This window comes from Paenibacillus methanolicus, from assembly GCF_008124765.1.
Taxonomy (GTDB): Bacteria; Bacillota; Bacilli; order Paenibacillales; family Paenibacillaceae; genus Paenibacillus_Z; species Paenibacillus_Z methanolicus.
Genome location: NZ_VNHS01000010.1, coordinates 78,042 through 103,463, shown reverse-complemented (window position 1 = coordinate 103,463; position 25,422 = coordinate 78,042). Strand labels below are relative to the sequence as shown.

The following is a 25,422-nucleotide window of genomic DNA, read 5'->3' as shown; positions in this document are numbered from 1 at the left end:
GCAGCAGAGACAGGGACAGAACTAGGGGCAGCCATTTCAACTGGAACCACGCTCCAATTTACAGTTTGCCCCTAGTGTGACCCGTCCGCGGCTTCATTATGACCCCATCGTTGCCAGGCTATAAACAATCAGGAAAAACGCGAACGCGATAAACGCGATCGAAGCGATCGCAAGTCCTCTGCGCAGCTTCGGCGGAATATTGTTCCGCTGCATGATGACGACCAGGCCCAGCGAAAAGGCGGCGATGATAAATATAATCGTAGTTGCGGACATGTCCAAGGCGGTAATCTCCCTTTCGCACAACCTATGCGGTCGCTATGTCTGTTATGTTCGACAGGAAGGGCAATTTTTCCTTTAAAGCTGATTGGTTTGCGATTTGGCAAAGCCGAATTGCAGCATTCAGCGCATGCGAATTGGTTTGCGACCGGCAGTGCCGGGAGCAGCATTCCGCTATACTTCCCGAAAACGCGCCATGATCTCGACCAGCTCGTCCTCGCGGCCGGCGAAGTCCTCGGCGCGGAAGCGGTTCTCCGCCCAATGCATTAATTGCGGACGGCTGACGAACGTGTGGCACTCCTCGCCCCATTGATCGGAAATTTCGCGAACGACCAGCGTTTTGCCCTGGACTTCGACGGAAAGCATATTGTAGTTATCCGTTTTGTAAATTTGGTGTTTTTTGAACATTAGGAAAGCCTCCATTATAGGGAAAAGGTTATCCTACCATGATAGCGATAAAGAGGGGTAGAAATCAAATTGTTCACATGCTAAAATGTGGAAATCCGGCGGAGGCCGTTCGCCAGAGTGGATGAGCAGAGTCGAGCCGAGTTGAGATGAGCCGAGGAGAGATGAGAGAAGATGAGCAACAAGCAGGAATACGCGCAGGTAGGCGTGGCGATGACATGCCGCGGGTTTGACGAGTACATGCGGATGTTCGATTTGAATGAAGCGCAGCTCGCGCAAGGCGAGGTGCTGGATATTGCCGCCGGAGGGGCGTCCTTCACGGCGGAGCTCGGCGCGCGGGGCTTCCAAGTCACGGCGCTCGATCCGAGATACGGCTTGCCTGAAGCCGATGCATGGATCAACGAAGCGCGCGTGGAGATCGAGACGTCGACCGCCAAGCTGGACGCGCTCGCGGGGCAGTTCGACTGGACCTATTACGGCGATATCGGCCGTCACCGGGCGGGCCGCGTCGCGTCTCTGCAGAAGTTCGCCGAGCACTTGGCAAGCGAGGAAGGCAGATCGCGATATGTAGCCGGCGCGCTGCCGGAACTGCCGTTCGAGAACGATCGGTTCAGCCTCGTGCTGTGCAGCCACTTTCTATTCCTGTACGCCGATCAATTCGGGCCTGATTTCCACGAAAGAGCCGTCTCGGAGATGATGCGCGTCTGCGCGCCGGGCGGCACCGTCAAAATATATCCGCTCCTGTCGCTAAAATGGGAGCCGTATCCGCACTTGCCGCATATAATGAAAGCAGCCAGCAGGTTGGGAGGAACGCCGGAGCTGTACCGCTCGAAGCTTCCCTTTATTCCAGGTTCGGAACAAGGCTTGCAAATTAAGCTTTGATTTCATTCCTTTCCAGCAGGTGTATACTTGGGCCAATCGCACGCGCAAGCGGCGACTTATTTTAGGAGGTTGTTCAATTGAAAGGAACAGTAAAATGGTTTAACGCAGAGAAAGGCTACGGCTTTATCCAGGTGGAGAACGGCGACGACGTATTCGTACACTTCTCCGCAATCCAAGGCGAAGGCTTCAAGACGCTGGATGAAGGTCAATCGGTCGAATTCGAAATTACCCAAGGCAACCGCGGACCGCAAGCTTCGAACGTTATCAAGCTGTAAGCGACCCGACCGTTCCGACTCGGAACGATCCCATATAGCACGCCAAACCCCTGACGAGCGCGTCAGGGGTTCTTTTTTAAAAATTTAAGAAATTATAAGCGTCTTGTCGCCGGTCAGTCGGTTAAGGCAATCGGCCCTCGGACCGGCGGTTCCATAAGTGCTTCGCAAGGAATCCGACCGCAGCCAGTAGCGCGAGGACCATGGCGAGTTGATAGAAGCGCGATCGGCCGAAGTATTCGAACACGCTCCCGCCCGCAGTGCCGCTAATAATGCCCGCGAAGCCCGACCAGACGATGGCATAGACGGCCTGCCCCGAAGAGCGGAACTCGTCGGGAATGACGGTGGAGAGGTAACGAAGCGCGGTGGCGAAGTAGACGCCGAACGTCACGCTGTGCATCGCCTGCACCGGAATGAGCCATTCCGGGGAATCGATGACGCTGACCAGCCAGAAGCGTATCGCGTACATGACGCACGCGATGGCAAGCAGCGGAAGTTCCTTGTATTTGTGGCCGTACTTGCCGAGCAGGAACAGGATCGGGATTTCGCTGGCGGCGGAGACGAGCCAGGCCAGCCCGACGAGCGAATCGCTGGCGCCCATCTCGCGCATCGTCACGGCGAGGAACCCTTCATACATCCGGTGCGAGATCGAGATGACCAGCACGATCAGGAAGAAGATGAGAATATCGGGCTTGCGGATGAGCTGGAAGAAGCCGCCGAATTCCATTTTGCGCAGCGAACCTTGATAGTCCTTCAGCGTGAAGGAGAAGGCGAGCGTCGTGCCGACCGTCAGGAGCGCAAGCACGAGCGTCAGGTCCGAGCCGGTCTGCTTGAGCAGCAACCCGAATCCGTACGCCGACAATGCGAAGCCGAGCGAGCCGAAGATGCGGACGAGCGAATAGGGTCTGCCGGTATACTGCGTCGAGAGCAGAATCAGGCTGTCGGTTAGCGGGTTCATCGGCGTCTGGAAGAAATAGAACGCGACCATAACCAGGCAGACGCTGGCGAAAGCCGAGGTTTGGAACAGAAGCGCCACCATGACGAGCTGTCCGATCAGCAGCAAGTGAAAGATCTTCTTGAGCGTCCGGTATTTGTCGCTGGCGATGCCAAGCAGCAGATTGGCGAAGATCGAGATGAAGGGGCCCGTCGAATATAAAATGCCGATCTGCGACGTGCTGAAGCCTTCATCCAAAAAATAGAGGGGCAAAAAGGAGACGATCACCGCCTGCGTCATATACACCGAGAAGGTGAAGGAGCGAAGCAGGTTCGTCTCTTTGGCGGCCGCAGCGTGACGCGCCCGCGCATCTTGCGGCGCAGTCTCCGGGGCCGGTTCGGTTGGTTCCATTGCGTGTTACCTCCGTCTGCCAATAACGTGTATGATTTGTAAACCAGTATAGCATGGAAAATGCGCCCGCTCGCCCCGAGTTTGTTGCATAATATGAAGCAATTGCAAGGAGGGGCGGAAGTCCGCCTTCCGGATGGGCCCAGCGCGCAATAGACTGGATTATTACGGAACGAAATGGTACATTAGTGCTGGAGGGTTGGTACGGTGAATCATGTTTTCGTGTTTAACGAAAGACTCGGCATCGCCCTTCCGACGCTTGCGCGGGAATGGGACGGCTATAGCGAAGCCGAACGGATTGCCATCGTGGAGCAGTGGGAGACCATTCGCGGCCGCATTCCGGATCTGGTCATCCGGTTTGAGTCCCTCATTAACGAGAAACAGGCGCAGCTGAGCGACGAGGACGATTTCGAACGATCGTGCCTGCTCAATTCGGATATTGCCGACTTGGCCAGCAGAATCAACGATTTGCATATTTGGTATCGGATCAATCAGGAGATTGAGCCGCGTCGTCATTCCTAGTCGGACAGCGGCCCAAGGAGGACGCCCTACATCATGAACCGTTCAATGGCGAGAAGACGCGCTCCGGCTTCGCCCGTGAAACTCATGTACCGCATGTACAAATACATATTGCCGGAAGTGAAAGACGAGCTGAACCGGCTGCGGGCGCTCGCCGAGGCGATTCCCGACGAAGAGCTTCGGGCGCAGGCGCTTGCCAGCATGACAAGCAAGGAATTCCATTGCCAGGGCGGCGGCGTCTACGCCGCGGCCGATTTGGGCAGCCGGCACATTCTGGTGCCGCTCATCGTATCGCTGCAGACGATCAGCGATTATTTGGACAACCTGTGCGACAGAAGCACCTCGCTCGATTCGGAGGACTTCCGCCTGCTGCATCAATCGATGCTGGACGCGGTCGATCCGGATGCGGAACCGCTCGATTACTATGCGCTGCGGACCGAACGCGAGGACGGCGGCTATTTGCGCGAGCTGGTCCGTACCTGCCAGCGCAGCATTCGTCTGCTGCCGGGGTACAAGAGCGCGCAGCTCCACGTCCGGGAGCTCGTGGAATTGTACGGCGACCTCCAGGTGTACAAGCATATCCGCAAGGATTTGCGCGAGCCGAAGCTGCTTGCATGGTGGGATGTCCATCAGAATCGTTACGCTCATCTGCGCTGGAACGAATTCGCCGCGGCGACGGGTTCGACGCTCGGCATGTTCATGCTGTTCCAGGCGGCTTGCGACCCGGCATTGACGCCGGAGCAGGCGAGCGGGATCCGAGGCGCGTATTTCCCGCACGTATGCGGTCTCCACATTTTGCTCGATTACTTGATCGATCAGGAGGAAGACCGGCTTGGCGGAGATTTGAATTTTTGCAATTACTACGACGACCAGTCCGAGCTGATTAAACGGCTGGGCGAGTTCGTCGAGCGCGCGAGAGCGGATGTTCGAGAGTTGCCTGCATGGCGGTTTCACCGGATGATTATCGAAGGATTGCTCGCGCTGTACCTTTCCGACCCGAAGGTGCGGATGCAAGACAGCGTCCGCCGCGTATCGCGAAGCCTGATGCGGGGCAGTCCGATGACCCGGTTGTTCTTCTGGGGAAACAGCGTATGGATTCGCAAGCAACAATCTTAAACCATAGACATATGTCATCTTGAGGAGTGGAAGATTATGACGGCAGTGAAATCAATTGCAGTACTTACAAGCGGTGGCGACTCGCAGGGCATGAACGCGGCCGTGCGTTCGGTCGTTCGGAGCGCGTTGTACCATGGTCTCGAAGTTTACGGCGTGCAGCGCGGGTATCAAGGTCTGCTGAACAACGACCTGCGTCCGATGGATCTGCGCAGCGTAGGCGACATTATCCAACGCGGCGGCACGATTCTCCAGACGGCGCGCTGTAAGGAGTTCCTGACGCCGGAAGGGCAGCAGAGAGGCGCCGACATTCTGCGCGAGCGCGGCGTTGACGGCCTCGTCGTCATCGGCGGCGACGGCTCCTACCAAGGCGCGAACAAGCTGAGCAAGCTGGGCATCAAGACGATGGGCTTGCCGGGCACGATCGACAACGACATTCCGTTCACGGATTACACGATCGGCTTCGACACGGCGGTGAGCATCGTCGTCGACGCGATCAACAAGCTGCGCGATACGATGACCTCGCACGAGCGCTCCTCGGTCGTGGAAGTCATGGGCCGCCATTGCGGCGATATCGCGCTGTACGCGGGCCTAGCCAGCGGCGCGGAGACGATCCTCGTGCCGGAAGTACCGTTCGATCTGGATCTGGTGGCGCGCAGAATGCAAGAGAACTTCCTATCGGGCAAGCGCCATAGCATCATCCTCGTCGCCGAAGGCGTCGGCAGCGGCGAAGATATCGCGCAAGGCATCACGCAGCGCAACGGCATCGAGCCGCGCGTTACCGTGCTCGGACATATCCAGCGCGGCGGCAGCCCGACGCATAACGACCGGATCTTGGCCAGCCAGCTGGGCGACTTCGCGGTGCGCAAGCTGATGGAAGGCGACTCGGGCAAAGCGTGCGGCATCATTAACAACGAGCTCGTCGTGACCGACATCGACAAGGTCGTGCACACGAAGAAGCCGTTCAACATGGACATGTACAACCTGGCAAGCCGGTTGTCGCTATAGCAGAGCAGAAGCCTTATGGACAAGGCGCCGACGGGGCGCCGCATCCATAAGGCTTCTTTTTAATCGTGACGTCTTCGTTCTACGGCACTAAAATAGGCAGCGCCCCGATCATGTCGCATGACGGGGCGCTGACTTGTATTAGGATATAAATTAATAGATAACGTCCGGGGTATATTTGTTGCCCGCGTTCCAGAGCAAATACTCGTCGATGCCGGTGTCTTTCAGCGCTTTGATCTGCGCTTCGACCTGAGCCTTGCCGTACTTCACGTAGTGGCCTTTGCCTAGCCAGCTGGCGGTAAAATCTTGAATCCAAGGCCGGATGACCGGCTTGAACGACCCGATCGGGTCGAGTTTCTTATGCGTGTCGACCATCGAGCCTTTGATCGTCGCGTACGGATCGGTATCCGGTTCCTTCACGCCGAACCAGCCGGTGCTGTAATGGCTTGGATACACCATCGGGCAGATCACGTCGACGTACTTCGAAATCTTGACGAAATCTTGGCCGATGCCTTCCGCGGCGGGTACCGAAGCGGCGTAACCGAAAATATCGACGGACACGCGCACGCCGAGCGGCTCCAGCTGCGCCTTGGCGTACTTCACGAACCCGGCTACCGCATCGACGCGGCTTTCCTTCGTCTTGTCGAAGACGAGCGCGTCGGCCTTCTTCTCGAAGCCTTCAGGGAAACGGACGTAGTCGAATTGAATTTCTTTGAAGCCAAGCTTGACGGCTTCCTTCGCGATCGCGATATTATAATCCCAGACTTCCTTCTTGTACGGATTGACGAAGCTGTCGCCTTTGTTGTTGGCCCAGACCGAGCCGTCTTGGCGGCGATAGCCGAGCTCGGGATGGCTGCGGGCGAGCACCGTGTCTTTGAAGACGACGATCCGGGCTATCGGATAGATGTCATGCTCGCCGAGCTTCTTCATCAGAGCCGGCATATCGCGTATGTATTTCTGCGGCTTGCCGAGTTTCAGCAATTCCGGGTTGGCAGTCGGGTACGTGATATAGCCGTAGTCGTCCTTGACGTCGATCACCATGCCGTTCAGGTCGGTATCGTCGAGCAGCTTCAGCAGCGTCGCCATGCGGGCGCCGCCGGCGCTGTGGGCCGTCACGTAGACGCCTTTTACTTTCGGGGCGTCCGGCTGCGGATCCTTCTTCACCGCGCTTACGGGCTTGATCTCCGAGACCGGCGCCGAATCGGGCTGGTTGATGGCGATCTGCCCGCTCTCCGCGCGCAGCGTCGCCGCGTAGATCGAGTGCGCGACCTCCCGGGCCGTCGTCGTCTGTCCGCCGGTACCGTCGCCGCCCAGCGCTTGATACAGCAGAAGCATGAAGGCAATTATCGTGTCCATCGCTGTCCTCTCCCTTGGTGCGTGTGGCGTTTCAACCCAAATTATAAAGCAGTTTTGGACGTCGTCACAGAGGTATTTGGAAGGATATTAACCGGCCTCGTCCGATCGGAATCGCATGGACAAAAGGGCTTCGACCTTCAATCCTCGAGTGACCCGTACCGGCGTATGCTTAGGAGGTGAGTTTTCCTTTGGAACACTTAGGAGACCCGGAAGTACCGCGGCTCGTTTCGCGGCTGTCTTCGATGCGTCTTTTCGGGATGAGCTCGCGATCGTCCTTTGGACAAAGCTTTCATCCGAACTTCGTACGCAGCGTTTGACTGGGGTGGTGACTCGTCTGTTCGAGTTGGCATTGCGCTTCTAGGAGTATCATAATTTCCTAAGCAACGAAAGAGAACGGGAACGCCGCAGGGCGTTCCCGTTCTCTTATATTCGTCAGCTGCTATTGCAGTAAAACTTCCTTCTGATGCTCGCATATACTGTGCTGCACAATCTCCATCGCGTCTTCCGGTTCGAGAATGCCCATTCCGTCCCGCAGCACGATATTCAAATTCATTTCGCGCTGGGTAAGAAAGGGAATCAGCTCCGGTGCAAGCTTCTCCACGATCCGCGACAGTTTAACAGTTTCCATATCCATCGAAGCATCACCCTTTCCGGTAGAGAGTAGGGTAAAACGCATGGCATGAAACGTATGCACTAACGGGATATCCTCATTATATCAGCGGCTGCTTGAAAAACCTAGGGTCAGGCTACAAATTCCATGAATGCCGGGTATTGCGATGTTGGCACACTATCGGAGCCGGGTGCGCGCGTTACTTGCGGAACTGGCCGATGACGCCAAGCGTTTCGACAAGGTTGACGAACGCTTTCGGATCGGTCTGCTGGATGATGCGCTTCAGCTCGGCCAGCTCGTAGCGCGTCGTTACGGTCATGAGCATGTCTCGCTCGGTCTGCGTGTACGCGCCGCGCGTGCGGATGATGGTCACGCCTCGGTGCAGCGGAATCATCGCCTTGATCATCGCGTCGGGTTCGTTGGTGACGATGTATGCCGTGATTTTGATATGGCTAATATGGATTAAGTCGATGATTTTGCCGGTTGTGAAAATCGATACAAGCGAGTACAGCGCGATATCCCAGTCTCCGGTCATGGCGCCGAGTCCCGCGATAATGAGGCCGTTCATCAGGAAGATGAGCATGCCGAGCGACATATCCCGCTTGCGCGAAATGATCGCCGCCACGATATCGAAGCCGCCTGAAGAAGCGCCTTCGCGAAGGGTGAGTCCGCTGCCGAAGCCGACGATGATGCCGCCGAATACGGCCCCGAGCGTCAAGTCGTCGACGATGGGTTTGACCGGAACGAACTGAAGGGCGAGCGTCGTCGTGATGACGGAGAATACGCTCCAGCCGACGAAGCGGGCGCCGAGTTCCTTCCAGCCCCACAGCAATATAGGAATGTTGAGCACGAAATACAGCCAGCTGATCTGGAGGCCCGTGCCGTAGCTGATAATCATGGTAATGCCGGATACGCCGCCGCTGATCATCTGGTGAGGGATTAGGAATTGATTGAATCCGAACGCGATGAGCAGGGAGCTGACGGCGACGGCGATGGCGGTACGCGCGTGTTGAATCGACATCTGTTGGAACGTTCCTCTCGACATGTTATGTTTTCGAACCCTATTGTATGTTGTTTCGACAAGAAACGCCAGATTACGGGAATATCTTAGGGCGTTGGCTATTACCGGATATTATGCCACTTTTCCGTTAGCTGGTATTCGTGAAGGCAACTGTGCTATAATAAACTGTATATTTTCTGTGGATACAGATTAAAGGAGTTTGAGGTTAGTTTGAAAACATTTGCTGAATTCGGCTTGGAACCAAAAGTGTTGCAAGCCATTACGGAATTGGGTTTTGAAGAAGCAACCCCAATTCAATCCAAGTCCATTCCTATTGCGCTCACCGGCAGCGATTTAATCGGTCAAGCTCAGACGGGAACGGGCAAGACGGCTGCGTTTGCGATACCGCTTATTAACAAAATCCCTACTAGCGAAGATCGGATCGTCGCTCTCATCATGACGCCGACGCGTGAACTGGCGATTCAAGTATCGGAAGAAATCGGTAAGCTGACGAAGTACAAAGGTCTCCGTTCGCTGCCGATTTACGGCGGACAAGAGATCGGTCGCCAAATCCGCTCGCTGAAGAAGCGTCCTCAAATCATCATCGGCACGCCGGGACGGCTGCTCGACCACATCAACCGCAAGACCATCAAGCTTGACGACGTGCAAACGGTTGTTCTAGACGAAGCCGACGAAATGCTGGACATGGGCTTTATGGAAGACATCACGAGCATCCTCTCTCTCGTACCGGCAGAACGCCAAACGATGCTGTTCTCGGCTACGATGCCGCCGAACATCCAACGTCTTGCCGCTCAGTTCCAGAATAACCCAGAGCATGTATCGGTTATTCCGAAACAAGTCAGCGCGCCGCTGATCGACCAAGCGTACATCGAAGTGCATGAACGCCAGAAGTTCGATGCATTGAGCCGTCTGCTTGACATGGAATCCCCTGAACTCGCCATCATCTTCGGCCGTACGAAGCGCCGCGTCGATGAGCTGAGCGAAGCGCTGCAGAAGCGCGGTTACTCGGCGGATGGCCTGCATGGCGACTTGTCCCAGAACCAGCGTGACGCGGTTATGCGCAAATTCCGCGACGGCAGCATCGACGTGCTCGTTGCAACCGACGTTGCGGCGCGCGGTCTGGACGTATCGGGCGTAACGCACGTTATCAACTTCGACCTTCCGCAAGATCCGGAGAGCTATGTTCACCGTATCGGCCGTACGGGCCGCGCCGGCAAAGAAGGCACGGCTTGGTCGTTCGTAACGCCGCGCGAGATCGATCACTTGCACTTCATCGAGAAAGTGACGCGCCACAAAATTCCGAAGAAGCCGCTGCCAAGCATCGCGGAAGCGATCGAAGGCAAGCAACGCGTAACGGCCGAGCGGATTCTTGAATTCGTTCAAGAAGAGAGCATCAACGAATACAAAGGCATCGCGATCCAATTGTTGGAACAATACGATTCGGTCAACCTTCTTGCCGCGGCAATCAAGCTCATCACGGGCGAGAAGAAAGATGTCAGCATAGAGCTTACGCCGGAAGATCCGATTCGCGCGAAGAAACGCAGACCGGATGTTCGTTCAAACGGACGCCGTTTCTCCGGCGGTCCATTCGGCGGCGGCAACCGCAGCGGTAACGGCCCACGCGGACGTTCCGAGGGCGGCCGCAGCGGCGATAGCCGTGGCGGATACAGCGGCGGCAGCGGCAGCGGCAGCAGCCGCGGCGGTTACGGCGGCAGCCGTGATGGCAGCGGTAGCAGCAGCAGCAACCGTGGCGGATACGGCGGCAGCCGTGACGGCGGCGGTAGCGGCGGCGGTCGCAGCTCGAGCGGCGAATACCGTCGTCCGCGCCAAGAACAATAAGCATTTCGCTATGTAACGTTCGTTCGGGTACAACGCGTAACGAACGCAAGAACGGGGCGCTCCCGCCGCTAGATCGGCTGGGGGCGCCCCGTTTATTATTTTCGCCGGACTCCTAGTACAGGAAGCCCTTCGTGACGATAACGAGCAGGATGAAGAGGACCAGGATCAGCGCCGCGCTGCTGTAGCCGCCGCCGCCATATACGTTACTCATGGATGTTTCCCTCCTTCTCTTGATTGGGGAATGTCCTCCCGGCTAGGGCTAGCCGGGAGGGGATGGTATTAGTACAGGACGCCCTTCGTGACGATAACGAGCAGGATGAAGAGAACGAGGATGATGCCTGCCGCGCTGTAGCCGCCGCCGCCGTAAACGTTGCTCATTGAGATTCCCCTCCTTGTCGTTTAACTGTGTGTTCCGTTATTCGGGCGTGCCGAGGCGCTCTTAGTACAGAACGCCGCGCGTTACGATAACCAGCAGGATGAAGAGAACGAGGATGATGCCTGCTGCGCTGAAACCTCCGCCGTATCCGCCACCGTATACATTGCTCATATGAAATTGCCTCCTCGAATTTTTATGGGATGGTGCATGGATACCGTCAGGGAATTAGTACAGGACACCGCGGGAAACGATGACCAGAAGGATGAAGAGAACCAGAATGAAACCAGCTGCACCGTAGCCTGCGCCGTAACCAACATTGCTCATGTGAGGATGCCTCCCTTAGAAAGTTGTTTGTTTCCGAAGTACACTATATCTATATGCGGATAGGTCGACGTCGCAAAGGCAATGGCCTATATCCGGACAAAATGGGCGCTGGCGTTTCGGGGCCAACCTATATTATGATAGGATTATGAAATCGCTTGCGCTTGGCGTTTGGCCTGAACGAGGGGCGAACGACCGGCCAGGCGAAAGGTCAGGGGGATAAGCAAGCATGGAAATGAAAGGCATGATGGGTGGACTTTACAAAATATCCGAATGGATTATGCGCCTATCGGTAACGAACATCCTTTGGGTGATTTGCTCCTTACCGTTTATGTTCCTGGTGTTTACCCATTTCATGGCGGTCGCGACGGGAACCGTCTCGGAAGAGCAGGCTGCGGACTTCATGAAGCAAGGGTTCATTCTGGCGGGGATCGTGGCGCCGTTCACGTTGTTCCCGGCGACGTCGGCGATGTTCGGCGTGGCGCGCAAGTGGGTCATGGGCGAAGTAGACGCGCCGCTCTTGAAAACCTTCTTCCGCAATTACAAGGATAGCTACCTGCAAAGCATGATTGCCGGCATCATCTATGTCGTTCTGTTCGCGGTCATGATCGTCGACTTTCAAGTTTACGGCGGAGAGCTGAAGGACCTTCAATTCGTTTCGTATTTGTTTATCGCCTTGCTGATTTTGCTCGGCGTCTCGCTCTTTAACTTCTTCTCGATGGTCGTGCACTATCATATGAAGACGTTCCAGCTGATCAAGAACGCGCTGTTCATCACGATCGGCCGTCCGTTCCGCTCGATCTCGACGGCGGTCATGTGCGGCGTGGTCATCTACATTAGCTTGAGCAGCCCGAAGCTCATGTTCCTCATCCCGTTCTTCACGGGCAGCGTGGTGGCCGCCATCGCCTTCTGGAACTTCTACGGCATCTATATGAAGCTGCAGATGCAAGCGGAGAAAGCGGCGGCCGCGGAAGCGGAAGAAGCGCGTAAGGAAGCCGACGAAATCGGTCTGCCGCTCGACGACGCGCAAGAGCAGCGCAGCCGGAAATAATTAGCTCGGCGGCCACGTTTACTTTTGCTCCGCATACGGCTATAATAGCAATACATCCTGCTTTTGCTCGTTACGACTTTAAATTGTTTTGAACCAATGGCTGTTTCACGGGAGTCCTACATCGGATCGAGGCTGACACGCCCTTTACGGAAGGGATCTCAAAACCGGTTCTGCGGACACCCACCTGCGAGAGCGGGTTCAGAAACAAGCAAGTCGGACGGCTTGAGCGGGTTCCATCTTTCAAGCAAGAAGGGGGCAACCCCTTTTTTTTATGCGTTTATATGTGCTATCATAACATGTAGCGTACATAGAGTCGGAGGGGGAGATCGTCTTTGTTGAAGCGCACCCTAATGGGGTTGCTGCGCAGTCACGAATTGACTGGCGATAAGGCAAAAGATCCGTTACTGAAATCCCATTATTACAAACTCTCGAAGGATAAGGCTTGGGAAGAGGTTGTCTCAACCCTGAAGAAGATGCAAGGCTACAAAGTGCTGCACGAGGTTCAATCCGTCGGCGAGATCGTATTGGAGAAACGGACCGTGACCGGCCGCACGATGGATATTACGGTCTCTGTCATTGCCGTTAATCCGGTAACGTCGGCCGTCGATATTTACTCGGCTTCTCGCGGCTCTTTCGGCGATTTGGGCTCTAATTACCGCATTATACTGGATATCTATCGCACGCTGGACAAGAAATTAAGCGCCTACAAAACTTCCGGCGCGTAACAAAAAAGCGAGGAGGGAAAGCCCTCACTCGCTTTTTCTTTGCCACGATTCGCGTATAGGTTCGTATGTAGGTTATACGAGAGCTTTAACGGCTTCGATCGCTTGCTCGTAATTCGGATGCTCGGTCATTTCGCTCAACACTTCGACGTATTGGATCGTGTCGTTGCCGTCGATGACGAAGATGGACCGCATGTCCAGGCGGAGTTCTTGGATCAGCACGCCGTAAGCTTCGCCGAAGCTGTTGTCCTTGTAATCGGAGAGCAGGGTCACTTTGTCGATGCCTGCCGCGCCGCACCAGCGAGCTTGCGCCATTGGCAGGTCCACGCTGACCGTCAGCACGACGACGTTGTCGCCGAGTTTGCCGGCTTCTTCGTTGAAGCGGCGCGTTTGCGCGTCGCAAACGCCGGTATCGATCGAAGGTACGACGCTCACGAGCTTGATTTTGCCCGCGTAGTCGGAGAGCGAGACCGTCTCCACGAGGGATTTGTTCAGCGTGAAGTTCGGCGCTTGGTCGCCTTTCTTCAGCTCGGGGCCGATCAGCGTGATCGGATTGCCTTTCAGCGTCGCAACGCCTGTACGTTCTTGTGCCATTGGGATTCAATAGCCTCCTTTTAATGGATGGTCGGTACCCTGTTAATTATAAGCATATTGATTTGAGCTTGTCCAATACCTGCCAAAGGAGTGCATGTGATGATTTTTTTGAGATATGAAGGATTTCGCTCGTATTTGAAACTCTACCCGATAACCGTTGCGATCCTTGCGATCAATATCGCTTTGTTTGTCTATGATTTCTGGCTGGGCGGAGATCATTACTTCATTCGGAACGGCGTTTTGCTCGTTGATCCGTATACGGACTATTTCAGCTTTGACGAGCCATGGCGCTATGTCACTTCGATTTTTTTGCACGGCGGATTCGATCATCTGCTGTTCAACTGTTTCGCGATTCTCGTCTTTGCCCCTCCGCTTGAGCGAATACTCGGGAAGTTCAATTACGCGTTCTTTTACCTGTTCGCCGGCATCATGGGCAATGCATGTACGGCGCTGCTGGAGACCGATACCATATCGTCTCTCGGCGCGTCCGGGGCGATCTATGGCGTATATGGCATTTATTTGTATCTGGCTCTGTTTAAGAAGGCCATGGACGAAGGGTCGCGCAGGACCGTCTATACGATCCTGATCTTTGGCATTATTGCTTCGCTGCTGTCGCCAAACACGAATGTATGGGCGCATTTGGGTGGAGCGATCGCCGGCTTCGGCTTCGGATTTTTGTACGATAAGGTATTAAACACGCGAAAATAACGGCGGAATGCATTTGTCAGCGCGAGGGGAAGAGGGGACTTCATGGAGCTTCGGCAGTTATATTATTTCGTAAAGGTGGCAAGGAAGGAGCATGTGACGCAGGCGGCGGAGGAGCTGCATGTGGCGCAGTCGGCGGTCAGCCGTCAAATCCACCAGCTGGAGGAAGAGCTTGGCGCGAAGCTGTTCTTGCAAAAGGGGCGGAATTTGCAGCTGACGCCGGTCGGTCAGCTATTCCTAAAGCGGGCGGAGGTAATCTTGGCCGACCTGGAGCGCGCGGTAATGGACGTCCATGAATTTCTCGACCCGGAACGCGGAGAAATTCGGCTCGGCTTCCCGCACAGCCTTGGCATCTCGCTGATCCCGGAGGTGGTGGCGGCGTTCCGCAAGAAGCACCCGAACGTCAAATTCCGCTTCAAGCAAGGCATGTACCCGTCCCTTATTCGCGACGTCATGAAAGGCGAGGTAGACCTCGCATTCGTCTCGCCTTGCCCGGAATCGCACGAGCACGTGAGCGGACAGACGGTGCTGACCGAGGAGCTGTACGCGATCATGCCGCCGAACCATCCGCTGGCGGGCGAGGCGGTCATCGACCTGGCCCAGCTGAAGGACGAGACGTTCGTGCTGTTCAGCCCCGGCTACTCGCTGCGCCCGATCGTCTGGGATGCCTGCCTGGCGGCCGGCTTCACGCCGAACATCGGGTTCGAAGGCGAGGAAACCGATACGATTCGCGGGCTGGTGGCGGCCGGGATGGGCGTCAGTTTGCTGCCGGAGATGGCGCTCTACGCAAGCGGGCCGCTGCAGCCGGCGAAGGTACGCGTGCAGTCGCCGCGCGTCACCCGCACGATCGGGCTCATCTACCGTTCGAACGAGAAGCTGCCGCTCGTGGCGACGGTGTTCCAACGGTTCCTGCTCGACTATTTCGGTTGCAAAATGAACAAATAATACGCATTCGCCAGTGAACGGCCGGAGGAATCCGGCCGTTTTTGCGTTGTCGTCAGCATGTGAAGGCCGGACATCACAGGAAGTTACGGGCAGAGGCAGGAAGGACGTGAGTAGAACCGTAAGCTTTGTCCGCGAGGACAAATGCGTGCCAAGCACGAAAGCATCTGCCGCCCACGACCTATCGTACTAGCACGAAGAGGGAGTCCAGAGGGCAGAGCCTGAGCGGTTTCCAATGGAAAGCGCTCATCGGAAGCATATGCTTGGAGCCTCCTCTGCGGAGAAGGTGGGAGGAGAAAGAAACGCCGGAGGAGGGAGTAGCGCCTTAAGCTTTGCCCATCAGGGCAAAAGCGTGCCAAGCACGAAAGCGCCCGCCATCCACCAACTTAACGTGTTAGCACGAAAAAGGGAGTCCAGAGGGCAAAGCCCTTTGGGGCCACCTCGGCGGAGGGGGTTTGGGGGAGGTACCCTCAGGAGATAATGGGAAGCAAACGGCTTCACACAAGCTCCCGGAGGGAATCGCATGAAAGGGAATGGGCTTCGCGGACAACGCAATGGACGCATCTTCTTTATCCTGCTGGGCATGAGCGGTTTGCTTGCCGTTCTGCTGGTCCGTCTGGCTTGGCTGCAGATCGCGCCGTCTCGCCTGGCGGCCGGGTTGCGGGAGGATTGGCGCAACGAGGCGGTCATGCAGCGGGAGCGCTCGCTCGTATTGGATTCGGGCCGCGGGGACTTCTACGATCGGAACGGGGCGGCGCTGACCGGAGAGTCCTATCAAGCGCTAGCCGTGTTCCCGATGAAGGAAGAGGCGCGGCAGACGGATGCCGCCGCCCGGTATCATGCGCTAATCCGGCTGGCCGGGGCGCTCGGCGTATCCGAGGTCGAGTTGTCCCGTTGGATGAACGGGCTGCGCGAGCCGGCCTTCTGGACCGCGCCAGGCGGACAGGCACCGACTCCGCTGACGGCCGAACAAGCGGCCTTGCTGGCAAGCTTAAGGCTGAACGGAGTCCGGGTGCTGCCTTACCACAACCGATACCCGCATCATTACTTGGCGGCGCAGGCGTTAGGCTATGTCAGCCAGCATCCGGAATATATCCGCTCGCATTACGGGGCGGCGCTGGCGGATGGCAGCATCCGCGAGACGACGCTGCTTGGCGGCGCGGGACTGGAGCGCGCGCTCGATCCGCTGCTGCGGGGCGCGGGGCCGACCGGCGTCTCGTTCTATACGGATGCGAAGTCGCAGCCTCTGCCGGGCCTGGATATGCGGCTGAGGGGATCGCGCAATCCGTACTATCCGCTTCGCGTCGTCACGACGTTGGATCGGAACATCGAGCGGCGCATAGAAGACTATCTCGAACGAAGCGGTCTGAAGGAAGGAGCGGTCGTCGTGCTCGACGCGAAGAACGGAGACGTCATTGCGATGGCTTCCCGCCCGAAGTTGGACCCGCAGCATCTCGGACAAGCCGGCTCCGATCCGGCCAACCATGCGATCCGCGCGGCGGTGCCGGGCTCGGTGTTCAAGATCGTCACCGAAGCGGCGGCGCTCGAATCGCGCGCCGTTCGCGCGGGCGAGACGTTCGACTGCGACGGTACTTATGCCAAATACGGCCTGCATTGTTGGAAGAAGAGCGGGCACGGGACGCTGGATTTGATGGGCGCCTTCGCGAATTCCTGCAATATTGCGTTCGCGTCGATTGCCGAGCGGTTGCAGCCGGAACAGCTCGCCGTTACGGCGGACAAGCTCGGAATCGGCCGCCGAGTCGGCTGGGTGAGCGGGGAGGATCTGCTGCCGCTCGGACGTGCCGTGCGGCTGCTGCCGGAGGAGGAAGGCGGCGCCGTATTCGCCCAAGGGGAGGCAGCGCGAGACGGCGGCGTGCTGGCGCAAACCGGCATCGGCCAGCGAGATGTGAGATTGTCGCCCCTGCAGGCGGCGAACATGATCGTCACCTTGCTTAACCACGGACGGGTGCTGCAGCCGAGAATCGTGCACGAGATCCGGTACGCCAACGGTCAGCTGGTTACCGAACTGCCGGTGCAGGCTTCGCCGTCGGCATACGGCCAAGTGTCGCGGAAGACGGCGCGAACGCTGCTGGATGGGATGAAGGCAGTCGTTGAGGCCGGAACGGGGAAATCGATCCAGGCCGGCAAGTGGCGAGTAGCGGGCAAATCGGGCACGGCGGAGACGGAGAAGGCGGGGAAGCCCCGCAACAACCAATGGTTCGCCGGTTATGGCCCTGTTGATTCGCCGCGTTACGCCGTCGCCGTGTTGGCCGAGAACCGGTTGCCGAATACGGCCAACCAAGCGACGGCGCTGTTCCGCGGCGTGATGGATATTCTGGCCTCGGAGGCGGAGGCCAAAAGCCCGATTGACTGACAACTGAAGGAGCTGGTACTTGCACGATCGTATCGAACGACGCAAAAAAAGGCTGGAACGGGTTTGCGCATCCCGTATCCGGCCTTTTCAACGTTAAGAGGGATCCCCTTCGACGGGGCTTGATTCCGCTGCGGCCGGCCCGTATTCGCCCTTGGGCGCCCGGATCCAGCGGTGGAAGTAACGCTGATCGTACAGCGCTTTGATCAGAATCATCAGAATCGGGGAGAGAATCGCCCCGGCGATGCCGAACAGCGACAACGAGACGATCATAAAGGCCAGCATCGTGAAGGCCGATACGCCGAGCGTGTCGCCCGTAATCTTCGGCTCGAGAATTTGTCTCGTTAGCACGACGAACAGGAACAGTACCGTCAGCCAGATCGCCAACGTCGTGTTGCCGACGATGAACAGGTAGATGATCCATGGCACGAACACGGTGCCGACGCCGAGCAGCGGCAGGACGTCGAACACGGCCGCAAGCGCCGAGATCGCTAGCGCGTTGTTCACGCCGAGCGCCAGCAGGGCGGCGAAGATGACGACGAACGTAATGGAGATCAGCTTCATTTGGGCTTTCAGATAGATCCCGATGCCGCGAAACACGTTGTCCTTCAGGAAGAAGAACGCGTTCTTGAACGTGCGCGGCGTCTTCTCGCTCGCGGTGCGTTTCCAATCTTTAATCTCCACGCTTAGGAAATACGCCAGTATAATCCCGATCGCGAAATTAAAAATAAAGGTGGAGAAGGAGGTCAAATACCCGCCGAGGGAAAACAGGAAGTTCTTCGCGACGGTGGTTCCCCACTTCGTCACCGAATCGAGCGCTTCGGTAATACCGGTAATGACGTTATCCGGCAAATTGAGGCCTTCGTACTTTTGCTTCAAGTAAGAGGTATTGCTCGTAAATTCGGTCGTGAGCAATTGTTGATAAGCGCCTAGATTATCGCCCAAGTTGCGCACTTGGTTCGCGATGATGACCGACGCGCCGAGGAAGGCGCCGACGATGACGATCGTGAACAGCAGCACGGAGATGCCCGCGGCGATCGACTTCTTAAGTCCGAGCCGAGTCAGCCATCTGGCTGGAGGTTCGATAATCATGAAAATGATGAACGAGAGGAAAATCGGCGTGGCGATCCGGTAGATGTAGCTGAACGTGAACAAGATCAACCAGACGGTGAGCACGATGAGCGCGATATCGAACGCGGTCCGCCAATATTTTCGGTAGAAGGAAAGCATCATCTGACTCCTTTTCTCGTATGCTCTTAGTAATATCAAGATTGTACTATAGATTTACAGCATTTCCTAATGGATTTCGCCTCACGAAAATCAGGCAGCGCCGCCTCGCAAGGGATTCGCAACCATAGCCGTTTTCGCCGCGTGTATGTTACAATAGTGAAGGACTAACAGGAGCACCGCCTTCCACACGGACGGGGATCGAGACTAGGATGGTGGGGAACGGACATGGAGAATATATTGTTATGGGGCTTTTATTTTTTGACTTTTTACGCCTTTCTGCCCGGGATTGTCAGCCGAACGTTCGGATTTCGCGTCTTCAAGAAGGGACGTGCGGAGAGCGAAATTTCACTTACGTTCGATGATGGTCCGGATCCGGTATACACGCCGCAGCTGCTGGATTTGCTCAAGAAATACAACGCAAAGGCGACGTTCTTCGTCGTCGGCGTCCACGCGGAGCGACATCCGGAGCTGCTGAAACGAATGCACGAGGAAGGGCATGTCATCGGCATCCATAACTACGTGCACAAGAGCAACTGGCTCATGCGCCCGGCAACGGTGAAGAAACAGATTCAGAAGACGTACGACATCATTAAAGGGGCGACCGGCGAACGCGTTCATTACTACCGCCCGCCTTGGGGGATCGTCAACCTGTTCGACTTCTCCAATCTCGGCTACTTGCAAATCATTCTCTGGTCGTCGCTATTCAGCGACTGGCGCAAGCGAGTAGGCGCCCCGCGGCTGACGGCCCGGATGATGAAGAAGTTGAAGCCCGGCCAAGTGCTGCTGCTGCACGACTGCGGCGCCACGTGGGGAGCGGATATCGATGCGCCCGCGAACATGCTGAAGGCGCTGGAGCATTACATGGAAGAAGGGACGAAGCGCGGCTACCGCTTCGTGCATATTACGGAGTTGATCGCGATTACGGATAAGCATAAAGAGGCGGCCAAAGGTTTGCCGGGGCTGTTGAAGCGAGGCGCGGTCGCGGTTTGGCTGGCCTGGGAGAAGTTATTCCACCTAGTCTTTCGGCTGGAATCGATCGGCAACGACGGCATTTTCCATATCCGGGTAACCGAATACCATGGCCAGACGATGAAGCTGGGCGATGGCCGCGATTTGCATGATAAGGATAAAGTGATCGAGCTGCACTTGGATAACGGCAAGCTGCACCGCTTTATGATGGAATCCAGATCGCTGATGCATCTGGCTATTCGCATGATTCGGGAAGTAGAGAGCACGCTGCCTCGAATTGCCGCCCAGATTGCCGGACGCAAGGAGTACCAAGACGTGCGGGCCATCTACGGGATCAGCATGATCCACCGAGGGGTCGAGAAGTTCGGCTTCACGGTCAGCGATTTGCCGAAGGGCTGGTTCGACCGGATGACAAGGATTTACTTGCGACTGATGCTGCGGGTGCTGAACCCGGCGGGAAAATCTCGGCTCAAGGAACATAAGGAGAAACTCAAGCCGCGCAAAATGGCGATGTCGATGGAAACCTTCTGGCAGCGCTATGGCGGCGACCCGTCCGAGCAAGCTTGGCAGAGCGCCGCGGCAGGACTGGAAGAGAAAGACGCGAACCCGCAAGCACGAACAACGCCATTATCTCATAACGATTTCGAAGGACACAATGCTGCCGGGGGCGTCACGCCCTAGGCGGCATTTTTTTTGCGGCGTTCGCACTGTGTCTCGCGCAAAAGCAAAAGAGGCATCGGTCGGAATTCGACTTGAACGCGACATGGACGTCGGCGCTTCCTCTGCCGGCAGCCCCATGCGCTTTCGTGCACGATCGAATGAAGCATCGTCGAATGCGGATGCTGGTTTACGTTTGCGCGTGAATAGATGGATGCCTAGCGAAAAGGACCTCGGCGGCCACGATGACGTGGCAGCCGAGGTCCTTTTCGCTAGATGCGAAAGGCGATTAGATTTTCATGACGCCGCCCATGCTGGCGTTCGTGACGAGGTGGGAGTAGCGGGCCAGGTAGCCTTTGCGGATCTTCGGCTCGAAGCCGGTCCATGCCGCGCGGCGGGTCGCCATCTCTTCGTCGCTGATAAGCACGTTCATCGTGCGGTTGTTCATGTCGAGTTCGACGATGTCGCCGTCGTTCACGAAGGCGAGCGGTCCGCCCTCGGCCGCCTCAGGCGAGACGTGGCCGATGCTGATGCCGCGGGATGCGCCCGAGAACCGGCCGTCGGTGATCAGGCCGACCTTCGCGCCAAGACCCATGCCGACGATCTGGGACGTCGGAGCGAGCATCTCCGGCATGCCCGGTCCGCCCTTCGGACCTTCGTAACGGATAATGACGACGTGCCCTTCTTTGATCAGGCCGTTCGCGATGCCTTGCAGAGCCGCTTCCTGGGAGTCGAAGCAGATCGCGGGACCTTTGTGGTAGCCGCCGACGGACTTGTCCACCGCGCCGACTTTGATGATTGCGCCTTCCGGAGCCATGTTGCCGAACAAGACGGCCAGACCGCCCTGCTGGGAATGCGGATTGTCGATCGGACGGATAACCTCATGGTTGAGGATTTCGCAGCCGGCCACGTTCTCGCGCAGCGTCTTGCCGGTAACGGTGATGACGTCGCCGTTCAGCGCGCCTTCCTTCTTGAACAGCTCGTTGATGACGGCGCTGACGCCGCCGGCTTCATGAACGTCCTCGATGTGCCAGTCGGACGCAGGAGCGATTTTCGCCAAATGCGGTACGCGGCTTGCGATCTCGTTAATACGCGAGATCGGGTACTCGATCTCTGCTTCATGCGCCAGCGCGAGCGTATGGAGAACCGTGTTCGTGGAACCGCCGAGCGCCATGTCGAGCGCGAACGCGTTGTCGATCGCTTCTTTGGTGACGATGTCGCGCGGTTTGATGCCGAGCTTGATCAGTTCCATCAGCTGGCGTGCCGAGCGCTTGACGAACTCCTTGCGATCTTCGGACACCGCGAGGATCGTGCCGTTGCCCGGAAGCGCGAGGCCGAGGCCTTCCGCCAGACAGTTCATCGAGTTGGCCGTGAACATGCCGGAGCAGGAACCGCAAGTCGGACAGCCGAATTGCTCGAGCTCTTGCAGGCCTTTGTCGTCGAGTTTGCCCGCTTGGTACGCGCCTACGCCTTCGAATACGCTGGAGAGCGAGATCGAACGGCCGTCGGACGTTTTGCCGGCTTTCATCGGGCCGCCGGATACCATGATCGTCGGGATGTTGACGCGGAGCGCGCCCATCATCATGCCCGGCGTGATTTTGTCGCAGTTCGGGATGCAGACCATGCCGTCGAACCAGTGCGCATTGACGACCGTCTCGACCGAGTCGGCGATGATCTCGCGGCTCGCCAGCGAGTAGCGCATGCCGATGTGGCCCATCGCGATGCCGTCGTCGACGCCGATCGTGTTGAACTCGAACGGAACGCCGCCCGCTTCGCGGATCGCTTCCTTAACCAGCTTGCCGAATTCCTGCAGATGCACATGACCTGGGATGATGTCGATGTACGAGTTGCAGACCGCGATGAACGGTTTGTCGAAATCCTCTTCCTTGACGCCCGCCGCGCGCAGCAAGCTGCGGTGAGGAGCGCGGTCGAAGCCTTTCTTGATCATGTCGGAGCGCATTCTTTTTGCCGCCATATGTGTTCCTCCTGTTCGTTGTCTGACAACTGTGTTTTTTCTAATTATTGCGGGCGCAAACCCGCCTAAATAGCGGTCCTGCAAGTAAGTTTAATATTTGATAGTCTATCACAACGCTTGGCAAATGGCTACATCGCACCCCTTGGGAGCGCCCCCTCGCGAAGGAGCGGACAGCGACTAAAACAACCGCTCTCCCTTGTTCTGATGTCACAAAAACTAACATAGATATATTTACTTGCAATCGGGCCATCGCTATAATGGGTCTAAAGCGGAAAAAAGTGGTGAGGTTCTGCTTGGGATAATCCGTGATTAGTCCATCCTTTAAAATTGAGTCATTATTATGTGAGGTTTTTTGTCGTAATTTAGCAGACTGCCGCGATAAATTTTTTAAGGAGTCCAACCAAAACGGAGCTGAGACGAATGCAACTGACCGAACGGGAGAAAGAGAAACTGCTGATCACGGTGGCGGCCGATGTGGCCCGCAGGCGGCTGGCGCGCGGGGTGAAGCTGAACTATCCGGAGAGCGTGGCGCTTATCACCTCCGAAATCATGGAAGGGGCGCGCGACGGGATGACGGTGGCGCAGTTGATGGCATTCGGCACGACGATTCTGAAACGCGACCAGGTGATGACCGGCATTCCCGAGATGATCCACGAGGTGCAGGTCGAGGCGACGTTCCCGGATGGCACGAAGCTGGTGACGATTCACCACCCGATCTCGCATTAGAGCGCGCGATTTATTTGCCAAGGCAGGAAGGATGGGAGCTTAGATGATACCAGGAGAATACCGAACCGCGCCGGGAGAGATCGAGTTGAACGCGGGCCGGGAGACGGCACAGCTGATCGTCGTCAATACGGGCGACCGTCCGGTGCAGGTCGGGTCGCATTATCATTTCTTCGAGGTGAACCGGGGGCTGGCGTTCGACCGCGAGGCGGCGTTCGGCATGCGCCTCGACATTCCCGCGGGGACGGCGGTCCGCTTCGAGCCGGGCGAAGAGAAACCGGTGCAGCTAGTCGAGCTGGGCGGGGCGAAACGCTCTTATGGCTTGAACGGGCTGAGCGGCGGCGAGGCGATACGCGGGCAGATGCAAGGCGAGGTCCGCGCGCGTCTTGATGCATGGAAAGGGGCGCAGCCATGAACCGAATGAGCCGCGAAAGCTATGCGAACATGTTCGGGCCAACGACCGGCGACGCGGTGCGGCTGGCCGATACCGAGCTGTGGGCGCGCATCGAGCGCGACTATACCGTCTACGGCGACGAGTGTAAGTTCGGCGGCGGCAAGGTGATCCGCGACGGCATGGGTCAATCGAGCGGGGCGCTGCGGGACGAGGGTGTGCTCGATACGCTCATCACGAACGCCGTCATCATCGACCATTGGGGCATCGTGAAGGCGGATATCGGGATTAAGGACGGCGTTATCGTCGGCATCGGCAAATCGGGCAACCCGGACATCATGGACGGCGTATCGCCGAACATGATCGCCGGCGCAAGCACCGAGGTTATCGCCGGCGAAGGCAAAATCGTCACCGCGGGCGGCGTCGACTCGCATATCCATTTCATCTGTCCGCAGCAGATCGAGACGGCGCTCTCCTCGGGAGTCACCACCATGATCGGGGGCGGCACGGGGCCTGCGACGGGAACGAACGCGACGACCGTTACCCCGGGGGCTTGGCATATGGCGCGCATGCTGGAGGCGGCCGAAGCGTTCCCGATGAACATCGGCTTTACGGGCAAAGGCAACGCGTCGTTCATCGATCCGCTTATTGAACAGATCGAAGCGGGCGCAATCGGCCTGAAGCTGCATGAAGACTGGGGAACGACGCCGGCGGCGATCGACGCGTGCTTGGCCGTGGCCGACAAGTACGACGTGCAGGTCGCAATCCACACCGATACGCTGAACGAAGCGGGCTTCCTCGAAGATACGCTGGCGGCGTTCAAGGAACGCACGATCCATACGTACCATACGGAAGGGGCGGGCGGCGGCCACGCGCCGGACATCATCCGCGCCGCGGGCGAGCTGAACGTGCTGCCGTCGTCGACGAATCCGACCCGGCCGTTCACGATTAATACGATCGAAGAGCATCTCGATATGCTGATGGTATGCCATCATCTGGACAGCAGCATCCCGGAAGACGTGGCGTTCGCGGATTCGCGCATTCGCCCGGAGACGATCGCGGCCGAAGACATTTTGCACGATATGGGCGTCTTCAGCATGCTGAGTTCGGATTCGCAGGCGATGGGCCGGGTGGGCGAGGTGATCATCCGGACGTGGCAGACCGCGGACAAAATGAAACGCCAACGCGGGCCCCTCGAGACGGACGACGCCGAGGCGGACAATTTCCGCATTAAGCGATACGTCGCGAAATATACGATCAACCCGGCGATTACGCACGGCATCTCGCATCTCGTCGGCTCGATCGAACCCGGCAAATTCGCGGACCTCGCGATCTGGAGCCCGGCCTTCTTCGGCGTCAAGCCGGAGCTTGTGCTCAAGGGCGGCATGATCGCTTTCGCGCAGATGGGCGATCCGAATGCGTCCATCCCGACGCCGCAGCCGGTGTTCGGGCGGCCGATGTTCGGCGCCTTCGGCAAAGCGATCGGATCGAGCTCGATCACGTTCGTCTCGCAGGCGGCCTATGACCGCGGCGTGAAGGAGAAGCTTGGCCTGGCCAAAAGGGTGGAGCCGATTCGCGGCTGCCGGACGATTACGAAGAAGGACATGATTCATAACGACGCCACGCCGAATATCCAAGTCGACCCGGAGACGTACGAGGTGAAGGTCGACGGCTTGCCGGCCGTCTGCGAACCGGCCGACGTGCTGCCGATGGCCCAACGTTATTTTCTGTTCTAGGGCGAAGGGCGGTGACGGC

General features: G+C 57.4%; 28 protein-coding genes and 1 other RNA gene. 16 read left to right on the top strand and 13 right to left on the bottom strand.

Translation table 11 applies throughout. The features are described from left to right. Positions 1-96: 96 nt before the first annotated feature. On the bottom strand, positions 97-273 hold the full coding sequence (locus tag BCM02_RS35415; RefSeq protein WP_187434398.1) for a hypothetical protein: 177 nt from the start codon (positions 271-273) through the stop codon (positions 97-99). A gap of 177 nt (positions 274-450) precedes the next feature. Next, the gene (locus BCM02_RS24730) at positions 451-684 is read right to left on the bottom strand and encodes a hypothetical protein (RefSeq protein ID WP_148931805.1); all 234 of its coding nucleotides are present in this window, start codon (positions 682-684) and stop codon (positions 451-453) included. A 171-nt stretch (positions 685-855) separates the two neighbouring features. On the opposite strand from BCM02_RS24730, the gene BCM02_RS24725 reads away from it, so the two are divergent. Further along, on the top strand, positions 856-1,563 hold the full coding sequence (locus tag BCM02_RS24725) for a class I SAM-dependent methyltransferase (RefSeq protein WP_148931804.1): 708 nt from the start codon (positions 856-858) through the stop codon (positions 1,561-1,563). A gap of 77 nt (positions 1,564-1,640) precedes the next feature. Then, complete coding sequence (locus tag BCM02_RS24720) at positions 1,641-1,838, top strand: cold-shock protein (protein WP_148931803.1); 198 nt, start codon at positions 1,641-1,643, stop codon at positions 1,836-1,838. Positions 1,839-1,959: 121 nt separating this feature from the next. Here BCM02_RS24720 and BCM02_RS24715 read toward each other — a convergent pair whose 3' ends face one another. After that, complete coding sequence (locus BCM02_RS24715; protein ID WP_148931802.1) at positions 1,960-3,180, bottom strand: MFS transporter; 1,221 nt, start codon at positions 3,178-3,180, stop codon at positions 1,960-1,962. 204 nt (positions 3,181-3,384) lie between these two features. Here BCM02_RS24715 and BCM02_RS24710 point away from each other — a divergent pair, with 204 nt between their 5' ends. Genes BCM02_RS24710 through pfkA form a run of 3 tightly spaced genes read left to right on the top strand, consistent with a single transcriptional unit; the run spans position 3,385 to position 5,817 of the window. After that, positions 3,385-3,699, top strand: a complete 315-nt coding sequence (locus tag BCM02_RS24710) for a hypothetical protein (RefSeq protein WP_148931801.1) — start codon at positions 3,385-3,387, stop codon at positions 3,697-3,699. A 33-nt stretch (positions 3,700-3,732) separates the two neighbouring features. Continuing rightward, positions 3,733-4,812, top strand: coding sequence for a tetraprenyl-beta-curcumene synthase family protein (locus BCM02_RS24705; protein ID WP_148931800.1), 1,080 nt, complete (start codon positions 3,733-3,735; stop codon positions 4,810-4,812). Positions 4,813-4,848: 36 nt separating this feature from the next. Then, positions 4,849-5,817 carry a 6-phosphofructokinase gene (gene pfkA / locus BCM02_RS24700; protein WP_148931799.1) on the top strand — a complete coding sequence of 323 codons (969 nt, stop codon included), beginning with the start codon at positions 4,849-4,851 and terminating at the stop codon, positions 5,815-5,817. A 150-nt stretch (positions 5,818-5,967) separates the two neighbouring features. Here pfkA and BCM02_RS24695 read toward each other — a convergent pair whose 3' ends face one another. The 3 genes from BCM02_RS24695 to BCM02_RS24685 all read right to left on the bottom strand — a co-directional run bounded on the left by BCM02_RS24695 (position 5,968) and on the right by BCM02_RS24685 (position 8,801). Then, positions 5,968-7,170 carry a putative glycoside hydrolase gene (locus BCM02_RS24695; protein ID WP_148931798.1) on the bottom strand — a complete coding sequence of 401 codons (1,203 nt, stop codon included), beginning with the start codon at positions 7,168-7,170 and terminating at the stop codon, positions 5,968-5,970. Positions 7,171-7,609: 439 nt separating this feature from the next. Continuing rightward, positions 7,610-7,804: a hypothetical protein gene (locus BCM02_RS24690; protein WP_148931797.1), complete on the bottom strand. Its 195-nt coding sequence runs from the start codon at positions 7,802-7,804 to the stop codon at positions 7,610-7,612. 175 nt (positions 7,805-7,979) lie between these two features. Continuing rightward, complete coding sequence (locus BCM02_RS24685; RefSeq protein ID WP_148931796.1) at positions 7,980-8,801, bottom strand: YitT family protein; 822 nt, start codon at positions 8,799-8,801, stop codon at positions 7,980-7,982. A gap of 210 nt (positions 8,802-9,011) precedes the next feature. Here BCM02_RS24685 and cshA point away from each other — a divergent pair, with 210 nt between their 5' ends. Further along, positions 9,012-10,640 carry a degradosome RNA helicase CshA gene (gene cshA / locus BCM02_RS24680; RefSeq protein ID WP_148931795.1) on the top strand — a complete coding sequence of 543 codons (1,629 nt, stop codon included), beginning with the start codon at positions 9,012-9,014 and terminating at the stop codon, positions 10,638-10,640. A gap of 112 nt (positions 10,641-10,752) precedes the next feature. Here cshA and BCM02_RS24675 read toward each other — a convergent pair whose 3' ends face one another. The 4 genes from BCM02_RS24675 to BCM02_RS24660 form a co-directional block, all read right to left on the bottom strand. After that, positions 10,753-10,851: a YjcZ family sporulation protein gene (locus BCM02_RS24675; protein WP_148931794.1), complete on the bottom strand. Its 99-nt coding sequence runs from the start codon at positions 10,849-10,851 to the stop codon at positions 10,753-10,755. A gap of 68 nt (positions 10,852-10,919) precedes the next feature. Beyond that, a complete protein-coding gene (locus BCM02_RS24670; RefSeq protein ID WP_148931793.1) occupies positions 10,920-11,018 on the bottom strand; it encodes a dihydroorotate dehydrogenase in 99 nt (32 codons plus the stop codon). Positions 11,019-11,079: 61 nt separating this feature from the next. Then, the gene (locus BCM02_RS24665; RefSeq protein WP_148931792.1) at positions 11,080-11,187 is read right to left on the bottom strand and encodes a dihydroorotate dehydrogenase; all 108 of its coding nucleotides are present in this window, start codon (positions 11,185-11,187) and stop codon (positions 11,080-11,082) included. 54 nt (positions 11,188-11,241) lie between these two features. Next, positions 11,242-11,340: a dihydroorotate dehydrogenase gene (locus BCM02_RS24660; protein ID WP_148931791.1), complete on the bottom strand. Its 99-nt coding sequence runs from the start codon at positions 11,338-11,340 to the stop codon at positions 11,242-11,244. Between the two features lie 226 nt (positions 11,341-11,566). On the opposite strand from BCM02_RS24660, the gene BCM02_RS24655 reads away from it, so the two are divergent. The 3 genes from BCM02_RS24655 to BCM02_RS24645 all read left to right on the top strand — a co-directional run bounded on the left by BCM02_RS24655 (position 11,567) and on the right by BCM02_RS24645 (position 13,113). Further along, positions 11,567-12,388 (top strand): YesL family protein, encoded by an 822-nt coding sequence (locus BCM02_RS24655; RefSeq protein WP_148931790.1) that lies wholly within the window; start codon positions 11,567-11,569, stop codon positions 12,386-12,388. 51 nt (positions 12,389-12,439) lie between these two features. Further along, a non-coding RNA gene (ssrS, locus tag BCM02_RS24650) (6S RNA) lies at positions 12,440-12,625 on the top strand. A 95-nt stretch (positions 12,626-12,720) separates the two neighbouring features. After that, entirely contained in the window at positions 12,721-13,113 is a 393-nt protein-coding gene (locus BCM02_RS24645; RefSeq protein WP_148931789.1) for a DUF1499 domain-containing protein, read from the top strand. Between the two features lie 72 nt (positions 13,114-13,185). On the opposite strand, the gene tpx is transcribed toward BCM02_RS24645, so the two are convergent. Further along, positions 13,186-13,704: a thiol peroxidase gene (gene tpx, locus BCM02_RS24640; RefSeq protein ID WP_148931788.1), complete on the bottom strand. Its 519-nt coding sequence runs from the start codon at positions 13,702-13,704 to the stop codon at positions 13,186-13,188. A gap of 99 nt (positions 13,705-13,803) precedes the next feature. Between tpx and BCM02_RS24635 the strand changes: the two genes are divergently transcribed. The 3 genes from BCM02_RS24635 (at position 13,804) to BCM02_RS24625 (ending at position 17,725) form a co-directional block, all read left to right on the top strand. Continuing rightward, positions 13,804-14,412, top strand: coding sequence for a rhomboid family intramembrane serine protease (locus BCM02_RS24635; protein ID WP_148931787.1), 609 nt, complete (start codon positions 13,804-13,806; stop codon positions 14,410-14,412). 42 nt (positions 14,413-14,454) lie between these two features. Beyond that, the gene (gltC, locus tag BCM02_RS24630; protein WP_148931786.1) at positions 14,455-15,354 is read left to right on the top strand and encodes a glutamate biosynthesis transcriptional regulator GltC; all 900 of its coding nucleotides are present in this window, start codon (positions 14,455-14,457) and stop codon (positions 15,352-15,354) included. 520 nt (positions 15,355-15,874) lie between these two features. Next, entirely contained in the window at positions 15,875-17,725 is a 1,851-nt protein-coding gene (locus tag BCM02_RS24625) for a peptidoglycan D,D-transpeptidase FtsI family protein (protein ID WP_246183541.1), read from the top strand. A 93-nt stretch (positions 17,726-17,818) separates the two neighbouring features. On the opposite strand, the gene BCM02_RS24620 is transcribed toward BCM02_RS24625, so the two are convergent. Beyond that, positions 17,819-18,952: an AI-2E family transporter gene (locus BCM02_RS24620; protein WP_148932061.1), complete on the bottom strand. Its 1,134-nt coding sequence runs from the start codon at positions 18,950-18,952 to the stop codon at positions 17,819-17,821. 225 nt (positions 18,953-19,177) lie between these two features. Here BCM02_RS24620 and BCM02_RS24615 point away from each other — a divergent pair, with 225 nt between their 5' ends. Next, the gene (locus BCM02_RS24615; RefSeq protein ID WP_148931785.1) at positions 19,178-20,602 is read left to right on the top strand and encodes a polysaccharide deacetylase family protein; all 1,425 of its coding nucleotides are present in this window, start codon (positions 19,178-19,180) and stop codon (positions 20,600-20,602) included. 265 nt (positions 20,603-20,867) lie between these two features. Here BCM02_RS24615 and ilvD read toward each other — a convergent pair whose 3' ends face one another. Then, positions 20,868-22,553, bottom strand: coding sequence for a dihydroxy-acid dehydratase (ilvD, locus tag BCM02_RS24610; RefSeq protein ID WP_148931784.1), 1,686 nt, complete (start codon positions 22,551-22,553; stop codon positions 20,868-20,870). A gap of 420 nt (positions 22,554-22,973) precedes the next feature. Here ilvD and BCM02_RS24605 point away from each other — a divergent pair, with 420 nt between their 5' ends. Genes BCM02_RS24605 through ureC form a run of 3 tightly spaced genes read left to right on the top strand, consistent with a single transcriptional unit; the run spans position 22,974 to position 25,403 of the window. Further along, on the top strand, positions 22,974-23,279 hold the full coding sequence (locus BCM02_RS24605; RefSeq protein WP_148931783.1) for an urease subunit gamma: 306 nt from the start codon (positions 22,974-22,976) through the stop codon (positions 23,277-23,279). 43 nt (positions 23,280-23,322) lie between these two features. Next, positions 23,323-23,691, top strand: coding sequence for an urease subunit beta (locus BCM02_RS24600; RefSeq protein ID WP_148931782.1), 369 nt, complete (start codon positions 23,323-23,325; stop codon positions 23,689-23,691). Further along, positions 23,688-25,403 (top strand): urease subunit alpha, encoded by a 1,716-nt coding sequence (gene ureC, locus BCM02_RS24595; protein WP_148931781.1) that lies wholly within the window; start codon positions 23,688-23,690, stop codon positions 25,401-25,403. Before BCM02_RS24600 ends, ureC begins: the two co-directional genes overlap by 4 nt. Positions 25,404-25,422: the final 19 nt, after the last annotated feature.

Excerpts from the sequence above, each read along its gene's own strand:
- BCM02_RS24625 (WP_246183541.1), top strand. The coding sequence starts at position 15,875 with ATGAAAGGGAATGGGCTTCGCGGACAACGCAATGGACGCATCTTCTTT.
- BCM02_RS24670 (WP_148931793.1), bottom strand. The coding sequence starts at position 11,018 with ATGAGCAACGTTTACGGCGGCGGCGGCTACAGCGCGGCAGGCATCATC.
- BCM02_RS24655 (WP_148931790.1), top strand. The coding sequence starts at position 11,567 with ATGGAAATGAAAGGCATGATGGGTGGACTTTACAAAATATCCGAATGG.
- BCM02_RS35415 (WP_187434398.1), bottom strand. The coding sequence starts at position 273 with ATGTCCGCAACTACGATTATATTTATCATCGCCGCCTTTTCGCTGGGC.
- ilvD (WP_148931784.1), bottom strand. The coding sequence starts at position 22,553 with ATGGCGGCAAAAAGAATGCGCTCCGACATGATCAAGAAAGGCTTCGAC.
- BCM02_RS24660 (WP_148931791.1), bottom strand. The coding sequence starts at position 11,340 with ATGAGCAATGTTGGTTACGGCGCAGGCTACGGTGCAGCTGGTTTCATT.
- pfkA (WP_148931799.1), top strand. The coding sequence starts at position 4,849 with ATGACGGCAGTGAAATCAATTGCAGTACTTACAAGCGGTGGCGACTCG.
- BCM02_RS24695 (WP_148931798.1), bottom strand. The coding sequence starts at position 7,170 with ATGGACACGATAATTGCCTTCATGCTTCTGCTGTATCAAGCGCTGGGC.
- BCM02_RS24730 (WP_148931805.1), bottom strand. The coding sequence starts at position 684 with ATGTTCAAAAAACACCAAATTTACAAAACGGATAACTACAATATGCTT.
- BCM02_RS24665 (WP_148931792.1), bottom strand. The coding sequence starts at position 11,187 with ATGAGCAATGTATACGGTGGCGGATACGGCGGAGGTTTCAGCGCAGCA.
- BCM02_RS24675 (WP_148931794.1), bottom strand. The coding sequence starts at position 10,851 with ATGAGTAACGTATATGGCGGCGGCGGCTACAGCAGCGCGGCGCTGATC.
- ureC (WP_148931781.1), top strand. The coding sequence starts at position 23,688 with ATGAACCGAATGAGCCGCGAAAGCTATGCGAACATGTTCGGGCCAACG.
- BCM02_RS24715 (WP_148931802.1), bottom strand. The coding sequence starts at position 3,180 with ATGGAACCAACCGAACCGGCCCCGGAGACTGCGCCGCAAGATGCGCGG.
- BCM02_RS24690 (WP_148931797.1), bottom strand. The coding sequence starts at position 7,804 with ATGGATATGGAAACTGTTAAACTGTCGCGGATCGTGGAGAAGCTTGCA.
- tpx (WP_148931788.1), bottom strand. The coding sequence starts at position 13,704 with ATGGCACAAGAACGTACAGGCGTTGCGACGCTGAAAGGCAATCCGATC.
- BCM02_RS24615 (WP_148931785.1), top strand. The coding sequence starts at position 19,178 with ATGGAGAATATATTGTTATGGGGCTTTTATTTTTTGACTTTTTACGCC.
- BCM02_RS24685 (WP_148931796.1), bottom strand. The coding sequence starts at position 8,801 with ATGTCGATTCAACACGCGCGTACCGCCATCGCCGTCGCCGTCAGCTCC.
- BCM02_RS24635 (WP_148931787.1), top strand. The coding sequence starts at position 13,804 with ATGATTTTTTTGAGATATGAAGGATTTCGCTCGTATTTGAAACTCTAC.
- BCM02_RS24620 (WP_148932061.1), bottom strand. The coding sequence starts at position 18,952 with ATGCTTTCCTTCTACCGAAAATATTGGCGGACCGCGTTCGATATCGCG.
- BCM02_RS24600 (WP_148931782.1), top strand. The coding sequence starts at position 23,323 with ATGATACCAGGAGAATACCGAACCGCGCCGGGAGAGATCGAGTTGAAC.
- BCM02_RS24605 (WP_148931783.1), top strand. The coding sequence starts at position 22,974 with ATGCAACTGACCGAACGGGAGAAAGAGAAACTGCTGATCACGGTGGCG.
- BCM02_RS24705 (WP_148931800.1), top strand. The coding sequence starts at position 3,733 with ATGAACCGTTCAATGGCGAGAAGACGCGCTCCGGCTTCGCCCGTGAAA.
- gltC (WP_148931786.1), top strand. The coding sequence starts at position 14,455 with ATGGAGCTTCGGCAGTTATATTATTTCGTAAAGGTGGCAAGGAAGGAG.
- BCM02_RS24725 (WP_148931804.1), top strand. The coding sequence starts at position 856 with ATGAGCAACAAGCAGGAATACGCGCAGGTAGGCGTGGCGATGACATGC.